At 72.0% G+C, this 15,148-nt stretch carries 16 protein-coding genes; 14 read left to right on the top strand and 2 right to left on the bottom strand.

From position 1 onward, the window contains the following. The first annotated feature begins 8 nt into the window (after positions 1 to 8). The 3 genes from ACLJQF_RS25990 to ACLJQF_RS25980 all read left to right on the top strand — a co-directional run bounded on the left by ACLJQF_RS25990 (position 9) and on the right by ACLJQF_RS25980 (position 2,451). Positions 9 to 1,157 (top strand): thiolase family protein, encoded by a 1,149-nt coding sequence (locus ACLJQF_RS25990; RefSeq protein WP_410612349.1) that lies wholly within the window; start codon positions 9 to 11, stop codon positions 1,155 to 1,157. 20 nt (positions 1,158 to 1,177) lie between these two features. Next, a complete protein-coding gene (locus ACLJQF_RS25985) occupies positions 1,178 to 1,942 on the top strand; it encodes a crotonase/enoyl-CoA hydratase family protein (protein WP_410612347.1) in 765 nt (254 codons plus the stop codon). Between the two features lie 62 nt (positions 1,943 to 2,004). Further along, entirely contained in the window at positions 2,005 to 2,451 is a 447-nt protein-coding gene (locus tag ACLJQF_RS25980; protein ID WP_410612345.1) for a PaaI family thioesterase, read from the top strand. Between the two features lie 75 nt (positions 2,452 to 2,526). On the opposite strand, the gene ACLJQF_RS25975 is transcribed toward ACLJQF_RS25980, so the two are convergent. Then, the gene (locus tag ACLJQF_RS25975) at positions 2,527 to 3,438 is read right to left on the bottom strand and encodes an SDR family NAD(P)-dependent oxidoreductase (RefSeq protein WP_410612344.1); all 912 of its coding nucleotides are present in this window, start codon (positions 3,436 to 3,438) and stop codon (positions 2,527 to 2,529) included. A 72-nt stretch (positions 3,439 to 3,510) separates the two neighbouring features. Between ACLJQF_RS25975 and ACLJQF_RS25970 the strand changes: the two genes are divergently transcribed. Genes ACLJQF_RS25970 through ACLJQF_RS25960 form a run of 3 tightly spaced genes read left to right on the top strand, consistent with a single transcriptional unit; the run spans position 3,511 to position 6,182 of the window. Beyond that, positions 3,511 to 4,611 carry a serine hydrolase domain-containing protein gene (locus tag ACLJQF_RS25970; protein WP_410612342.1) on the top strand — a complete coding sequence of 367 codons (1,101 nt, stop codon included), beginning with the start codon at positions 3,511 to 3,513 and terminating at the stop codon, positions 4,609 to 4,611. A 21-nt stretch (positions 4,612 to 4,632) separates the two neighbouring features. After that, on the top strand, positions 4,633 to 5,388 hold the full coding sequence (locus tag ACLJQF_RS25965; protein WP_410612340.1) for an SDR family NAD(P)-dependent oxidoreductase: 756 nt from the start codon (positions 4,633 to 4,635) through the stop codon (positions 5,386 to 5,388). A 17-nt stretch (positions 5,389 to 5,405) separates the two neighbouring features. Then, complete coding sequence (locus tag ACLJQF_RS25960) at positions 5,406 to 6,182, top strand: enoyl-CoA hydratase/isomerase family protein (protein ID WP_410612339.1); 777 nt, start codon at positions 5,406 to 5,408, stop codon at positions 6,180 to 6,182. 105 nt (positions 6,183 to 6,287) lie between these two features. On the opposite strand, the gene ACLJQF_RS25955 is transcribed toward ACLJQF_RS25960, so the two are convergent. After that, the gene (locus ACLJQF_RS25955) at positions 6,288 to 7,100 is read right to left on the bottom strand and encodes an enoyl-CoA hydratase/isomerase family protein (RefSeq protein WP_410612338.1); all 813 of its coding nucleotides are present in this window, start codon (positions 7,098 to 7,100) and stop codon (positions 6,288 to 6,290) included. A gap of 90 nt (positions 7,101 to 7,190) precedes the next feature. Here ACLJQF_RS25955 and ACLJQF_RS25950 point away from each other — a divergent pair, with 90 nt between their 5' ends. The 8 genes from ACLJQF_RS25950 to ACLJQF_RS25915 all read left to right on the top strand — a co-directional run bounded on the left by ACLJQF_RS25950 (position 7,191) and on the right by ACLJQF_RS25915 (position 15,144). After that, positions 7,191 to 8,321 carry an acyl-CoA dehydrogenase family protein gene (locus tag ACLJQF_RS25950; RefSeq protein ID WP_410612337.1) on the top strand — a complete coding sequence of 377 codons (1,131 nt, stop codon included), beginning with the start codon at positions 7,191 to 7,193 and terminating at the stop codon, positions 8,319 to 8,321. A 17-nt stretch (positions 8,322 to 8,338) separates the two neighbouring features. After that, positions 8,339 to 9,505: an acyl-CoA dehydrogenase family protein gene (locus ACLJQF_RS25945; RefSeq protein WP_410612336.1), complete on the top strand. Its 1,167-nt coding sequence runs from the start codon at positions 8,339 to 8,341 to the stop codon at positions 9,503 to 9,505. Positions 9,506 to 9,609: 104 nt separating this feature from the next. Next, on the top strand, positions 9,610 to 11,184 hold the full coding sequence (locus tag ACLJQF_RS25940) for an AMP-binding protein (protein WP_410612334.1): 1,575 nt from the start codon (positions 9,610 to 9,612) through the stop codon (positions 11,182 to 11,184). Next, positions 11,181 to 12,329 carry a thiolase family protein gene (locus ACLJQF_RS25935; RefSeq protein ID WP_410612332.1) on the top strand — a complete coding sequence of 383 codons (1,149 nt, stop codon included), beginning with the start codon at positions 11,181 to 11,183 and terminating at the stop codon, positions 12,327 to 12,329. The genes ACLJQF_RS25940 and ACLJQF_RS25935 overlap by 4 nt, the downstream gene beginning before the upstream one ends. Continuing rightward, positions 12,329 to 12,721: a Zn-ribbon domain-containing OB-fold protein gene (locus ACLJQF_RS25930; RefSeq protein ID WP_410612331.1), complete on the top strand. Its 393-nt coding sequence runs from the start codon at positions 12,329 to 12,331 to the stop codon at positions 12,719 to 12,721. Before ACLJQF_RS25935 ends, ACLJQF_RS25930 begins: the two co-directional genes overlap by 1 nt. 9 nt (positions 12,722 to 12,730) lie before the next feature. Continuing rightward, a complete protein-coding gene (locus tag ACLJQF_RS25925; RefSeq protein WP_410612330.1) occupies positions 12,731 to 13,186 on the top strand; it encodes a MaoC family dehydratase in 456 nt (151 codons plus the stop codon). Positions 13,187 to 13,199: 13 nt separating this feature from the next. Beyond that, a complete protein-coding gene (locus tag ACLJQF_RS25920) occupies positions 13,200 to 13,934 on the top strand; it encodes a FadR/GntR family transcriptional regulator (protein ID WP_410612328.1) in 735 nt (244 codons plus the stop codon). Positions 13,935 to 13,992: 58 nt separating this feature from the next. Continuing rightward, on the top strand, positions 13,993 to 15,144 hold the full coding sequence (locus ACLJQF_RS25915) for an acyl-CoA dehydrogenase family protein (protein ID WP_410612327.1): 1,152 nt from the start codon (positions 13,993 to 13,995) through the stop codon (positions 15,142 to 15,144). The last annotated feature ends 4 nt before the right edge of the window (positions 15,145 to 15,148 follow it).

Genomic DNA, 15,148 nt, shown 5'->3' with positions numbered 1-15,148 from the left:
GAGCAGACATGCGTGACGCGGTGATCGTCGAAGCGGTGCGGACGCCGGTCGGCAAGCGGGGCGGCGGGTTGTCCGGGGTGCACCCGGTGGACCTCTCGGCCCACGTGCTCACCGCGCTCGCCGAGCGCAGCGGGCTCGATCCGGCCCTGGTCGACGACGTGGTGTGGGGCTGCGTCGGGCAGGCGGGTGAGCAGACCGCGGACATCGCGCGCACGTCGGTCCTGGCGGCCGGCTGGCCCGAGTCGGTGCCCGGCGTGACCGTCGACCGGCAGTGTGGTTCGTCGCAGCAGGCCGTGCACTTCGCCGCAGCCGGGGTCGTCTCCGGGCAGTACGACGTGGTCGTCGCCGGTGGTGTCGAGTCGATGTCCCGCGTGCCCATAGGCTCCTCCGCGATGGGGCAGGACCCGTACGGCCCGCGCTACCTCGCCCGCTACGACGGCGCGTATCCGAACCAGGGGATCGGCGCGGAGATGATCGCGCGGCAGTGGGGGCTCGGCCGGACCCGGCTGGACGAGTTCTCCCTCGGCAGCCACGAGAAGGCCGCGGCGGCCCAGGACGAGGGAAGGTTCGACGCGCAGATCGCGCCGGTCACCCTCGAGGACGGCACCGTGGTCGCCCGGGACGAGGGCATCCGTCGCGGCGGGACCCTCGAATCCCTGGCCGGGCTCCGGACGGCGTTCGACGAGCACGGGACGATCACCGCGGGGAACTCCTCGCAGATCTCCGACGGGTCGGCAGCCCTCTTGATCACGACGAGTGCCAAGGCCGCCGCGCTGGGACTGCGCCCGCTGGCCCGGGTGCACACGGCCGTGCTGGCCGCGGGAGACCCGGTGATCATGCTGACGGCGCCGATCGAGGCGACCCGGAAGGCGCTCGCGCGGAGCGGCCTGGCGATCGAGGAGATCGGCGCGTTCGAGGTGAACGAGGCGTTCGCGCCGGTGCCGCTCGCCTGGCTGGCCGACCTCGGCGCGGACGTCAAGGCGCTCAACCCGAACGGCGGCGCGATCGCGCTGGGCCATCCGCTGGGCGGTTCCGGCGCCCGGCTGATGACGACGCTGGTGCACCACATGCGGGACGACGGGATCCGCTACGGACTCCAGACGATGTGCGAGGGTGGCGGTCAGGCCAACGCCACCATCCTGGAACTGCTCGGCTGAGCCGGGGAAGAAGGCACGACATGGCTGACGAAGTCCTCCTGGAACGCGACGGCGCGACCCTGATCATCACGATGAACCGGCCGGCGGTGCGCAACGCGGCGAACGGCGCGCTCGCGCGCGGTGTCGCGGACGCACTGGACCGGCTCGACGAGGACCATTCCCTCGTCACCGCCGTGCTCACCGGCAGCGGCGGGAACTTCAGCTCCGGGATGGATCTGAAGGCGTTCCTCACCGGCGACACCCCGGACATCCCGGGCCGCGGGCTGCTGGGGCTCGCCGCCTGCCCGCCGGTCAAGCCGATCATCGCCGCCGTCGAGGGGTACGCGCTCGCCGGCGGCTGCGAGATCGCCCTGGCCTGCGACCTGATCGTGGCTGCGCGTGACGCCCGGTTCGGCCTGCCGGAGACGAAACGCGGGCTCGTCGCCGGTGGCGGCGGGCTCCTGCGCCTGCCCCAGCGGATCCCGCGGGGGATCGCCCTGGAGTACGCGCTCACCGGCGACCAGTTCGGGGCCGAGGAGGCGTCGCGGTGGGGCATGGTGAACCGGCTGACCGAGCCGGGCGGGGCACTGGCCGCGGCGCGCGAACTGGCCGCGCGGATCGCGGCGAACGGACCCCTGGCCGTGTGCGCGACCAAGCAGATCGTGGCGGAGGCCGGCGAGTGGCCGGCCACCGAGCAGTGGGAACGCCAGCGCGTGGTGACCGATCCGGTGTTCGCCTCGGCCGACGCCGTCGAGGGCGCCCGCGCGTTCGCCGAAAAGCGGCAGCCGGTCTGGAGCGGACGCTGAACCGCCCGGAACGGCACTGGGTCGGTTCCGACTTCCAGGAGCCGCCGCGGACCGAGGGTGGCGTGGCGCTGTGCGGCGCCTGCCGGCTGACCGGCACGTGCCGGCTGGGTGTCGAGCACGAACGGCTGGACGGCCCGGACACCGCCCTGTTCGACGTCCGCTGCCCGCGTGACCAGGAAGGCGGCCCCGACGTGGCCCACGGCGGCTGGACCGCCGCGGTGCTCGACGAGTGCCTCGGGCACATCGCCCTGCTGCAACGCGTGCTCACGGTGACCGCCGAGCTGAGTGTCAGCTTCGTCAAGCCGGTGCCGGTCGAGCGGCCGATCGAGGTGCGTGCCTGGGTGGAGCGCCGGGCGGGGTCCCGCTGGTACATCCGGGGCGAGATGGTGCTGCTGCCCAGCCGGGCGCTGCTGGCCAAGGCGTCGGGCATCTGGGTGCGGCGCGACCCCGCGCACTTCGATCGCCACCAGCGCTGGCTCGCCGACCAGGACGCCGGCCAGACTCAGTAGGTGGTCACCTTGTCGTGAGTGGTAATTAGGGTTCTAACCCTAATTACCACTCACGACAAGCCGCGGCAGACCGTCCTAACGCGACTGGACCGCCGGGCGGCCGGTCGGCGCCGCGCCGTAGAGCTGGGGGAGGGCCTCGGTGAGCTCGTCGGCGGTGACCGCCTTCCCGGTGCTGCTCAGGTGGCTGCCGATGACGGTCCAGCCCTGCAGCCGGTTGACCGTGGCGCCGTCGATGCGCAGCACCTGGCCGGTCAGCCAGCCGGCCGCGTCCGAGGCGAGGTAGACGACCGCGCCGGAGGCGTTGGCGGGATCGCGGGGATCGAAGCCCTCGGCGTCGCTGCCCGTGCCGGCCACCGCCAGGTCGGCGGTCATCCGGGTGGCCGCGATCGGCGAGATCGCGTTCGCCGTCACGCCGTAGCGGCGCATCTCCAGGGCGGTGATCACGGTCAGGCCGGCGATGCCGGCCTTCGCGGCGCCGTAGTTCGCCTGTCCCGCATTGCCGAACAGGCCGGTGCCCGACGTCGTGTTGATCACCCGGCCGGCGACCGGTTCGCCGCGCTTGGCCGCGGCCCGCCAGTACGCGCAGGCGTGGCGGGTGAGCGCGAAGGTGCCCTTGAGGTGGACCGCGATCACCGCGTCGAACTCCTCCTCGGACATGGAGAAGAGCATGCGGTCACGGACGATCCCGGCGTTGTTCACCACGATGTCCAGCCGGCCGAACTCGGCGACCGTGTCGGCGACCATCGCCTCGGTCGCGGCCCAGTCGGTCACCGACGCGTGGTTCGTGGTCGCCGTCCCGCCCAGCTTGACGATCTCCGTCGCGACGTCGTCGGCCGGAGACTCGCCGGTCCGCTCGCCGTGGAGGCCCGACCCGAGATCGTTGACCACCACCGTCGCGCCCGCCTCCGCGAGGGCGAGGCAGTGTGCCCTGCCGAGCCCCCGGCCGCCGCCGGTCACGATGGCCACCTTGCCGTCGAGGATGCCCACAGCCGCTCCAATCAGTTAACTAATCTTATTCTTTATGCTAGCTTGTAGAGCGGGTCGAGTCGAGGAGGGCGGATGACCGAAGTGGCACAGCACGAGGTGGCCGGTCCGGCCGCGACCGGCGTGGATCCGCGGCGGCTCGACGTCCTGCTACGGCGCGTCCGGCAGGCAGTGGCCGAGACTCCGCTGCCCTCGATGCAGGTGGCCGTGGCCCGGCAGGGCAGGCTGGCGGCGTTCGAGACCTTCGGCGACGCCACCGGCCGGGACCGGTACGTGCTGCAGTCCGTCGGTCGGTCGATCGTCGCGGGCGTGGTGTGGCACCTGCTCGGCCGGGGACTGCTCGACCTCCGCGAGCGCGTCGGCGAGATCGTTCCCGGGTTCGGCACGAACGGCAAGGACGCCGTGACCGTCGAGCACGTGCTGACCCACACCGCCGGGTTCCCGTTCGCCCCGCTCGGCTACCCGAAGATGCTCGACCGCGAACAGCGGCTGGCCGCGTTCGCCCGCTGGCGGCTGGACTACCCACCCGGTACGAAATTCCAGTTCCACCTGACGTCGGCGGCCTGGCTGATCGGCGAGATCGTGCACCGGCGCACCGGCCTGACGTTCGCCGAGTACCTGCGCGCCGAGCTCACCGGCCCGCTCGGCCTGTCCTCCCTCGACCTGGGGGTCCCGGCGGACACGGTCCTGCCGATGCTCGCCACCGACCGCACCGGCGACGACCAGGAGCCCGACCCCTGGGGCCCGTGGTACCTCTCCGACCCCCGGGTGCTCGCCGCCGGGGAGCCGAGCCACGCCCTCGTCGGCACGGCGGCGGACGTGGCGCTGTTCTTCCAGGCGCTGGTCCACTCCGGACGCTGGACGGCCGACGCCGTCACCGAAGGGGCCCGGATCCGGTTCACGCGCCGACCGGCCGGCGAAGAGGCCTACGGCGGCGGCACTCCGGTCGGCATGGGGCTCTTCGTGACCGTGGCCGGCGGTGGTCTGCCGTCCACCGGTTCCCCGGCGCTGTTCGGCAACAGCGGCGCCGCCTACCAGCTCGGTTTCCTGGATCCGGTCAGCGGGGTGTCATTCGCATTGCTGTGCAACGGATATCCGCTGACCGGCTACGACCTGTCCGAACGTGGCCGGACGATGATGCGCACCATCGCCGACCTCGCCGCGGACCTGACCTGACCTGACCTCACGGAGGATTTCGTGGACGTACCCGACAAGGTCGCGCTCGTCACCGGAGCCGGGCGCGGCATCGGCGCGGCCATCGCCGCCGAACTGGCCGCGCGCGGCCACCGGATCGCGGTGTGCGACGTGGACCGGGCCGCGGCGATCGACACCGCCGCCGCCATCGCCGACCAGCACGACGTGAAGACGGCCGCAGTCGTCGCGGACATCGCCGACAGCGAGGCGGTCCGGGCCGCGGTCGCCGAGACCGAGGCCGGGCTCGGCCCGGTGGACGTGCTGGTGAACAACGCCGCCATCGACGTCCTCGGCCGATTTGTCGACAGCACCGAACAGAGCTGGGACCGGATCATCGGGGTGAACCTCCGGGGCACCATCACGGTGACCAGGGCCGTGCTGGACGGGATGATCGGGCGCGAGCGCGGGCGGATCATCCACATCGCCTCCGACGCCGGCCGGGTCGGCTCCTCCGGTGAGGTGGTCTACTCGGCGACCAAGGGCGGGATCATCGCGTTCGGCAAGGCTTTGGCCCGCGAGGTCGCCCGGCACGGCATCACGGTCAACAGCGTGTGCCCCGGCCCGACCGACACCGCGCTGCTCGGCCAGGTGGCCGAGTACAGCCGGCGGATGTACGAGGCGACCGTCCGCGCGATTCCCCTGCGTCGCGTAGCTCAGCCCACCGACATCGCCGGCGTGGTCGGCTTTCTGGCCTCCGACGCGGCCGCCTACCTGACCGGGCAGTCGATCTCGGTCAGCGGCGGCCTCACCATGGTGTGACCGAAGGGAATCCAGCCGTGGCAGACCTGCTGCGCGTCGACGTGGCGGACCGCGTCGCCGTGCTCATCCTCGACCGCCCGGACCGGCTCAACGCCATCGGGACCGCGACGGCGGACCGTATCGAGTCCACATTGGACGATCTGCGGGCCGACCCGGCGGTGCGGGCACTGGTGTTCACCGGGGCGGGCCGCGGCTTCTCCGCGGGAGCCGACCTCGACGAGATCGAGGCGCTCCGGACCGCCTACGAGTTCCGCACTTTCGTGGGACGGCTGACCGAGGTGTTCGGCCGGCTGCAGGCGTTCGCCAAGCCGTCGGTGGCCGCGATCCACGGGTTCGCCCTCGGCGGCGGCCTCGAACTCGCGCTCGCCTGCGACCTCCGGGTCGCCGAGCGCGGCGCCAAGCTCGGGCTGCCGGAGATGAAGCTCGGTGTGCTCCCCGGGGCGGGCGGCACCCAGCGGCTGCCGCGGCTGGTCCCGCCGGGGATCGCCAAGCAGATGATCCTCACCGGTGAGCCGATCGACGCCGAGCGCGCCTACGCGGTGGGCCTGGTGAACGAGCTGGCGGAACCGGGTGAGGGGCTGCGCGTGGCGACGGCGCTGGCCGGCCGTCTCGCGGCGGGCGCCCCGCTGGCCCTGGCGGCGGGCAAGGCCCTGGTGGACCGGATCGACGGCGACCTCGACGCGGGGATCGCCGCCGAACGCGAGACCGTATCCGTCATGTTCACCGCCGAGGATCGGGCCGAGGGGCTCCGCGCGTTCCGCGACCGGCGCCCCGCCGACTTCCGCGGGGCCTGACCGCGGCTCTCCCACAGGTCGTGAGTGGTAATTAGGGTTCTAACCCTAATTACCACTCACGACACCTGAGCCCGGCGCTGAGTGGACGAGCGGCGAGCGGCGCCGCTACAGCGGGAGGTCGGCGCCTGCGGTGAAGTCGGGGCTGCGCTTCTCCCGGTGCGACGCGAGCCCCTCCTGCACGTCGGGGCCGCCGAAGCCGAAGAACTCCAGGCCCAGCGAAGACTCGAAGATCGGCGCGGCCGTGCGGAACCAGTGGTTGAGCGAGCGCTTCGTCCAGCCGAGGGCGCTGGCCGAACCGCCGGCGAGCGAGGTGGCCACGCGCAGTGCCTCGGCGTGCACCTCTTCGTCGTCGACGCACCGGGACACCAGGCCGATCCGCTCGGCTTCCTCGCCGGTGAGCACCTCACAGGTGAGCAGGTAGTACTTCGCCTTGGCCATCCCGCACAGCAGCGGCCAGCAGAGCGCCGCGTGGTCGCCGGCCGCGACACCGAGGCGGGTGTGGCCGTCCACGATCTTCGCCCGGCGGCCCACGATCGAGATGTCGGCCATCATGCCGACCGCCAGCCCGGCCCCGACGGCGGGTCCGTGGATGGCCGAGATGACCGGTTTCGAGCAGTTCAGCACCCCGTACACCATGTCCCGCGCCTCCCGCATCACCCGGGCGCGGACCACGTAGTCGCGGCTCATCTCCTCGATCGAGTCGAAGGTGCCGCCGGCCGAGAACGCCTTGCCCGCGCCCTGCACGAGCACCGCGCGGGTCTCCGGGTCGCGGTCGATCACCGGCCAGACGTCGGCGAGTTCGGTGTGCATCCGCGGGGACACCGCGTTCAGGTTGGGCGCGTCCAGCACGAGCCGCAGGACGCCCGGGGCGGGGCGGTCGAAGGTGAGGGACGGGAACTCGTCGTAGCGATCACTCATCGGGACTCCTCGTGCGACGCCGGGACATTGACTCAAGCCACTCCGGTAAGACTATAATTATATAACTGATTGCGCGGAAAGGTGTGCCGGATGACGGAGACGGCCTCGGTCGGCGTCCTGAGCGACGAACAGCTCCAGCTGCGCCAGGTGCTGCGGACCTTTCTGGACAGACACAGCGCGGAACTCGACGTACGCCGGCTGATGGCGACCGACGAGGGTTACGACCCGCGGGTGTGGCGACAGCTGGGCGGTGAACTCGGGCTGCCAGGGCTCGCGATCCCCGAGGAGTACGGCGGATCCGGCTTCGGCTACGCCGAGCTGGGTCTGGTGTTCGAGGAGACGGGCCGGGCGCTGCTGTGCGCGCCGTACTTCGGGACCGTCGCGCTCGCCGCCGAAGTCCTCCTGCGCGCGGGGGACGAGTCGGCGGCCAAGGACCTGCTGCCGGGGATCGCGGCGGGCGAGACCATCGCGGCACTGGCTCTCACCGAGCCGGGTGGGCGCCGCGACGAAGGCGGGATCACCCTCCGGGCCGAGCGGGTCGCGAGCGGCTGGCAGCTGACCGGGGTCAAGACCCACGTCCTCGACGGCCACACCGCGCAGCTCCTGCTCGTCGTGGCACGGACGGACGCGGGGACCGGACTTTTCGCCGTCGACGCCGAAGCCCCCGGTCTGCGGCGGACCGCGGAACGCACCATCGACCAGACCCGCAAGCAGGCCCGCCTGGACTTCTCCGGGGTCCCGGCCCGCTTGATCGGCGACGCCGGGACGGCCTGGCCCGCGATCGAGCGCACGCTGTCCACCGCGGCCGTCCTGCTCGCCGCCGAACAGCTGGGTGGCGCCTCCCGCGCGCTGGAGCTCGCGGTGGACTACGCGAAGATCCGCGAACAGTACGGCCGGGCGATCGGCTCGTTCCAGGCGGTCAAGCACCGCCTGGCCGACATGCTGACCGACGTCGAGTGTGCCCGGTCCGCGGTGCAGGACGGCCTGCGTGCCCTGGTGGCCGACGCCGAAGACCTGCCCATCGCCGCGTCCGTGGCGAAGGCGTATTGCTCGGAGGTGTTCACCCGAGTCGCCGCGGGCGCCATCCAGGTGCACGGCGGCATCGGCTTCACCTGGGAGCACTCCGTGCAGCTGTACTTCAAGCGCGCCAAGGCGTCCGAGCTGCTGCTGGGCACGCCGGCCGAGCACCGCGCGCGGCTCGGGCGGTGGTTGGGCCTGTGAGTCGAGAGGAGCTTTCGGTGGACGTGGACTTCGGGCCGAGTGTCGCGGACTTCCGGGCGGAGGTCCGCGACTGGCTGGCCGGGCACCTGGTCGGCGAGTTCGCCGCGCACCGGGGGATCGGCGGACCGGCCGACTCGGAGGCGTGGGACGTCCGGGTCGCGTGGGACCGCGAGCTGGCCGCGGGCGGCTGGCTCGGGCTGAGCTGGCCGGTCGAGTACGGCGGCCGTGGCCTCACCCTGCTGGAGGAGGTCGTCTTCAATTACGAGTACGCCCGCTCCGGTGCGCCCTACCGGGCCACCACCAGCGGCCTCGACCTGTTCGGGCCGATGCTGCTGGCCATGGGCACGCCCGAGCAGAAGCAGCGGTTCCTGCCACCCATCCTGCGCGTCGAGGAGCTGTGGGGGCAGGGCTTCAGCGAGCCCGGCGCGGGCTCCGACCTCGCGTCGCTGCGCTGCCGGGCGGAGCTGGACGGCGACCACTGGGTGCTCAACGGCCAGAAGGTGTGGACGACGATGGCCCACACCGCGGACTGGCTGTACGTGCTGGTGCGCACCGACCCGGACAGCAAGCGGCACCGGGGGCTGAGCATGCTCCTGGTGCCGCGCCACCAGCCGGGCGTCGACGTGCGGGTGATCCGCAACCTCGCGGGGCAGGACGAGTTCGCCGAGGTCTACTTCGACGACGCCCGCACCCCCGCCGACCTGGTCGTCGGCGAGGTCGGCGAGGGCTGGCGGACCGCGATGGGCACCCTCGGCATCGAGCGCGGCGTCACCCTGCTGCCGCAGCAGCTGTCGTTCGAGCGTGAGGTGGAGAACCTGGTGCAGGCCGCGCGGGACGCGGGTGACGCCGTGCCGCCGTCCACGCGGGACCGGATCGTCGAAGCCTGGATGTCGGTCCGCCTCATGCGCACCACCAACCTCCGCACGCTGGGTGAGGTCCTGGCCGGGCGTACCCCCGGCCCGCAGGCCGGGATCGCGAAGCTCTTCGCCTCGACCTCGCACCAGCGGATGGGGCACCTCGCCGCCGAGGTCGCCGGACCCGCCGGCCAGCTCGTGGGGGAGGACTACGGCCTCGACGTCCGCCAGCGCACGTTCCTGCTGTCGCTGGCCGAGACGATCTACGGCGGCTCGAGCGAGATCCAGCGCACCATCATCGGCGAGCGGCTGCTGGGCCTGCCGAAGTGACCATGACCGTGCGCCGCCGATCGGTCACCGGTCGTCGTCAGTATCCCTAATTCAGGTAAATAGGTTAGCCTTTTCCGGAGTGTCAGGTCCAAGGAGTGATCACGGTGCACCCTGCCCGCCGCCTCACCATCGCCGACGTCGTCCGCGAGCACCGCAGATCGTTCGCGGACGCGGTCGCCTTCGTGGACGGCGACGTCCGGCTCACCTGGACCCAGTTCGACGAGCGCACCAACCGGCTGGCCAACGCGCTCGCCGCGGACGGGGTCGGCGCCGGCGACCGGGTGCTGTGGCTGGGCCAGAACTCCGTGCGGATCTGGGAGCTGCTCGGCGCGGCGGCCAAAATCGGCGCGATGGTCTGCCCCGGCTACTGGCGGTGGGCCGCGCCGGAGATGGCGTTCGCCGTGCGGGATTTCGACCCGAAGGTCGTGGTCTGGCAGCACGAAGAGATCGGCGAAACGGTCGCGAAGGCGCGGGCGGAGCTGGGCGATCCGGCCGGCGTGCGCTGGCTGCGGCACGACAGCCCGGCCGGTGAGGACGGGTACGAGTCCTTCCTCGCCGCAGGCGCGCCGGAGGACCCCGCGCTCGACGTGGACCCCGACACGGCGTTGCTCGTCATCTACACCGCGGCGATGTCCGGCACGCAGTGCGGGTCGATGCTGTCGCACCGCAACCTCCTGGCGATGGGCGCCACCGGCGCGTGGCTGGGCGACCTCGACCACACCACGGCGTTCCTGAGCGCCGGTCCGATGTTCCACATCGGCAACTACCAGTTCTGGGGCGTGCCGGCGTTCCTCCAGGGCGGGAAGAACGTCATCGTCCGGCGGGTGGTCGCCGAGGAGGTGCTGCCGCTGCTGGCGCAGGAGCGGTGCACGCACGGGTACCTGATGCCACCGACCATCGTGGAGCTGGTCAAGCTGAACGCCTCGGCCGGGCACGACCTGTCCGCCTTCCGGGCCAGCGTGGCGCCCCACCTGTGGGACGGCACCGTGCGGGTCGACACGAGCCGGTTCACCGCCAACGGCGGGGGCGAGGGCCGCGGCTACGGCCAGACCGAGGTCACCGGGTTCGCCGTCACCGGCGGGTTCGGCGGATCCGGGCTGGGCAACGCCGGGCGTCCGGGCCCGTTCGTCACCGTGCGCATCGCGGCCGGGGACGGTACCGAGTGCGCACCCGGCGTGGCCGGGGAGATCTGCGTGCGCGGTGACCTGGTGCACCTGGGCTACTGGAACCGGCCCGAGGTCAACGAGCACCGGTTCCGCGACGGCTGGTGGCACACGACCGACCTCGGCCGCCGGGAACCGGACGGCACGATCACCTTCCTCGGCACCACCACCCGCATGCTCAAGTCGGCCGCCGAGAACATCTTCCCGGCCGAGGTCGAGAACTGCATCGAGGGGCATCCGGCGGTCAAGGAAGCGGCCGTGATCGGGGTGCCGAACGAGCGCTGGGCGCAGGACGTCAAGGCCGTCGTCGTGCTGCACGACCCCGATCGGGTGACCGCCGTGGACATCATCGAGCACTGCCGGGAGCGCATCGCCTCGTACAAGAAGCCCAAGACGGTCGAGTTCGTGGACGCGCTGCCGCGGACCACCGCGTTCGCCAAGGACTACGCCGCGCTCGACGCCCGGTTCGGTGGGGGCGGCTACCCCGGCGGCGAGACGCTCGGAGCCGGCCGGTGAAGACGGCCCGGCAACCGGTCGTCGTCGGCGTCCACGCCACCGAGCAGGCGCTGTCGCTGCCGCACCGGGACGCGATGGACCTGGCACTCGAAGCGGTCACCGGCGCGATCGCCGACGCCGGCCTGCGTCCGTCCGATGTGGATGGTGCGCAGGTCGACTGGCCGGGGCCCGGCGGTGTGCCGGGGGAGGGCAGCTCGTGGGCGCGGCTGCTCGGCGACCTGCGCTGGACCAGCGACGCCATGCTGGACAACGCGGGCTCCCGCGGGCTGCTCAAAGCCGCCGCCGCGGTGTCGGCCGGGCTGGCCGACACCGTTGTCGTCGGTGGCTGCCGGCTGGTCTCCCGGGGCACCGGACCGGTCGGTGCGGGCGTCCCGGTCGAGTTCGCCGACGTCTGGGGCAGCTACGTCGTGGCCCAGTTCGCGCTGGTCGCGGCCCGGCACATGCACCAGTTCGGGACGACGTCGCGGCAGCTCGCCGAGGTCGCGGCCACGATCCGGAACAACGGCTCGACCAACCCCGAGGCGATGATGTACGGACGTGGCCCGTACACCGCCGACGACGTCTTGGCCTCGCGGTTGGTCGCGACGCCGTTCCACCTCCTGGACTGCTGCATCGTCGGCGAGGGTGGTGGCGCGTTCGTGGTGACCACCGCCGAGCGCGCGCGTGACCTGCAGCGGACGCCCGTCGCGATCCTGGGCGGCGGGATGGAGTTCCACCAGGCCGCGTACGCGAATCCCGCGCTGTACCGCGAAGTCGGCATGATCGGCCGGGACGCCGCGGCCCGCGCGTTCGGCACGGCCGGGGTCGGGCCCGCGGAGGTGGACGTCTTCTCCCTGTACGACCCCAATTCCTTCGAGGTCATCCGGCAACTGGAAGCGCTGGGCGTGTGCGAGGAGGGCGAGGGTGGCCCGCTGGTGGAATCGGGCGCGATCGCCGTGGACGGCAAGTACCCGGTGAACCCGGACGGCGGCTGCCTGTCGTACGCCTGGAACGGGACGCAGCAGATGACGCTCAAGGTCGTGGAGGCCGTGCGGCAGCTGCGCGGCAGCGCCGTGCACCAGGTTGCGGGTGCCGAGGTCGCTGTCGTGGGCAACGCCGGGTCGGGCGCACAGCACTACGAGATGTCTGTGCTGGGGAGGATTTGATGAGCAGACCGGTGCCCCAGCCGACGACATTGAGCCGCCCCTTCTGGGACGCGGCCGCCGACGGCAGGCTCGTTCTCCCGAAGTGCGGGGACTGCGGGCTCACGTTCTTCGCGCCCGAGCCCGCGTGCCCGGGCTGTCTCTCCCGGAACTGGACGTACGTGCCGAGCGCGGGAACCGGCACGGTCTACGCCGTGACAGTCGTCCACCGCGCCCCCGGACCCGGCTTCGACGTGCCGTTCGCGCTGGCGATCGTCGACCTCGACGACGGGGTGCCGTTGCTGTCCCACGTGGTCGGCTGCCCGGTGGACGACGTGGTGATCGGCCTGCGGGTGCGGGTCGACTTCCGGCCGCTGACCACCGAGATCACCCTGCCGTATTTCGTGCCCGCGTAAGGGAGTGCCATGCAGGTCTTAGCCGGTCTCGAGGGGATCTTCGCCGCCAAGGGCAGCGTGCTGGGCAGCAGTGAGTGGGTCACCGTCGACCAGGACCGGATCGACGCGTTCGCCGGGGCGACCGGCGACCACCAGTGGATCCACGTCGACGCCGAGCGTGCCGCGGCGGGACCGTTCGGCACGACGATCGCGCACGGCTACCTGACCCTGTCGTTGCTGCCGATGTTCATGGTCGCCGTCTACCGCGTCGAAGGCGCCCGGATGGCGGTCAACTACGGCCTGGACAAGGTCCGCTTCGTCACGCCGGTGCCGGTCGGCTCGCGGCTGCGCGGCACCACCGAGCTGCTGGACGCGCAGCCGCTGGACGGCACCTCGGCGCAGCTGCTGTTCCGGGTGACCGTGGAGATCGACGGCGTCGAGCGGCCCGCCTGCGTGGCCGAGACCGTCAGCCGCCAGTACTTCTAGGAAGGCGGACCGCGTGCGGATACCCAAGATGGCCGAACTGGTCGCGCTCGAGCTGCGCCGCCGGATCGTCCGCGGCGAGCTGACCGAAGGCGACGCGCTGCCGGCCGAGGCGGAGCTGATGGCCGAGTTCGCCGTGTCGCGCCCGACGCTGCGCGAGGCGTTCCGGGTACTGGAGTCGGAGTCGCTGATCAGCATCCGCCGCGGGGCTCGGGGCGGGGCGCGCGTGCACGTCCCGGACGGTTCGGTCGCCGCACGCTACGCCGGGTTCATCCTCGAGCACCGGTCGGCGACGCTGCAGGACGTCTACGCCGCCCGGACCGTGATCGAAGCGCCGTGCGCCGGCCTGCTCGCCGGGCGGCGCACCGCCGCCGACCTCGACCGGCTGCACACCGCGCTCGCCGAGGCGGAGTCGCTGATCGACGACCCGCCCGCGTTCATCCGCGCGCACATGCGGTTCCACGCCCTGGTGGTGGAGCTCTCCGGAAACCAGACGCTGGTCCTGCTCAACGGCATGGTGCGGCACATCATCGACCGGGCGAACTGGTCGCACGTCGACCTCGACGCGGGCACCGAAGAGAACGTCCGGGCCAACCTCAGCGGCTTCCGCGCACACGTCCGGCTGGTCGAACTGGTCGCCGCCGGTGACGCCGGCGAGGCCACCCGGGTGTGGCGGTCGCACCTGGAGCAGGCCCACGAGTACCTGCTCGGGAACCGGTCGACGACGACGGTCCTCGACCTGCTGCGCTGACGCCTATATAGTGCAATGAGATAGATGATTACTCGTTCCCGACCGATTGGGGTCTGCCGTGGACTTCGAGCTGACCGACGAGCAACGGATGTTGCGCGAGACCGCGCGTCAGTTCGTCGCGAAGGTCTGTCCGGCGGAGCAGGCCAAGAAGTGGGACGAGGAGTCCGCCGTACCCCCGGAGCTGTTCTCCGGCATGGCCGAGCTGGGCTGGTTCTCCCTGCCCTTCCCCGCCGAGGAGGGCGGGGACGGCGGCGGCCCGGTGGAGCTGATCGTGCTCGCGGAGGAGCTCGGCCGCGCCAGCTTCGACGTGGCCATGTGCTACATCGGCGTGCTCATCCCGGGGATCACCGTGTTCCGCTGGGGAACCGAACCGCAGCGGGACTTCATCCGGGATCGGGTGATGACCGGGCGGCACCGCCTCGCGGTCGGCCTGAGCGAACCCGACAGCGGCTCGGACGCGGCCGCGTTGCGCACGACGGCCGAAGACCGCGGGGACCACTTCGTGGTGCGCGGCCAGAAGGCGTGGTGCACGGGCGCGGGGCTGCCGGACACCACGATCGCGACGTACGTGCGCACCGGGCCGCGGGAACCCAAGCACAGCGGGATCAGCCTGCTGCTGATCGACCCGGCGAGCCCGGGCGTGGAGGTCCGCCGGACCCCGACGCTGGCCCGGCACATCCTGGGGACCAACGAGGTGTTCTTCGGCGACGTCGTGGTGCCCAAGGAGAACCTGGTCGGCCCGGCCGGCGAAGGCTGGAAAGTGATGCTCTCCAACATCGAACTGGAGAAGGTCATCATCACCGGCGGCTACCTCGGCGCGGCGCAGGCGACGTTGGACGAGATGCTCGAGTTCGCCCGCACCCGGCAGGCGTTCGGCCGCCCGGTCGGCACCTTCCAGGCCATCGCGCACGCCATCGCCGACCTCCAGACCGAGATCGACTCGGCCCGGCTGCTCGCCTACCGGGCGGCCTGGCTCCTGGCCCAGGGCAAGCCGTGCACGCGCGAAGGCTCGATGGCGAAGCTCAAGGGATCGGAGACGTACGTCGCCGCAGCCCGGCTGGGGATGCAGGTTTGCGCCGGGCACGGCTTCTCCACCGAGAGCGTGATGAGCTTCCGCTACCGGGAGTCCATCGTCGCCACGATCTCCGGCGGCACCAGCCAGATCCAGCGCAACGGCATCGCTCGCAGCATGGGCCTGCGCACCTACTGAGGGC

The organism is Amycolatopsis sp. lyj-109, from assembly GCF_046548995.1.
Lineage (GTDB): Bacteria > Actinomycetota > Actinomycetes > Mycobacteriales > Pseudonocardiaceae > Amycolatopsis.
This window is presented reverse-complemented; position numbering and strand designations above follow the sequence as displayed.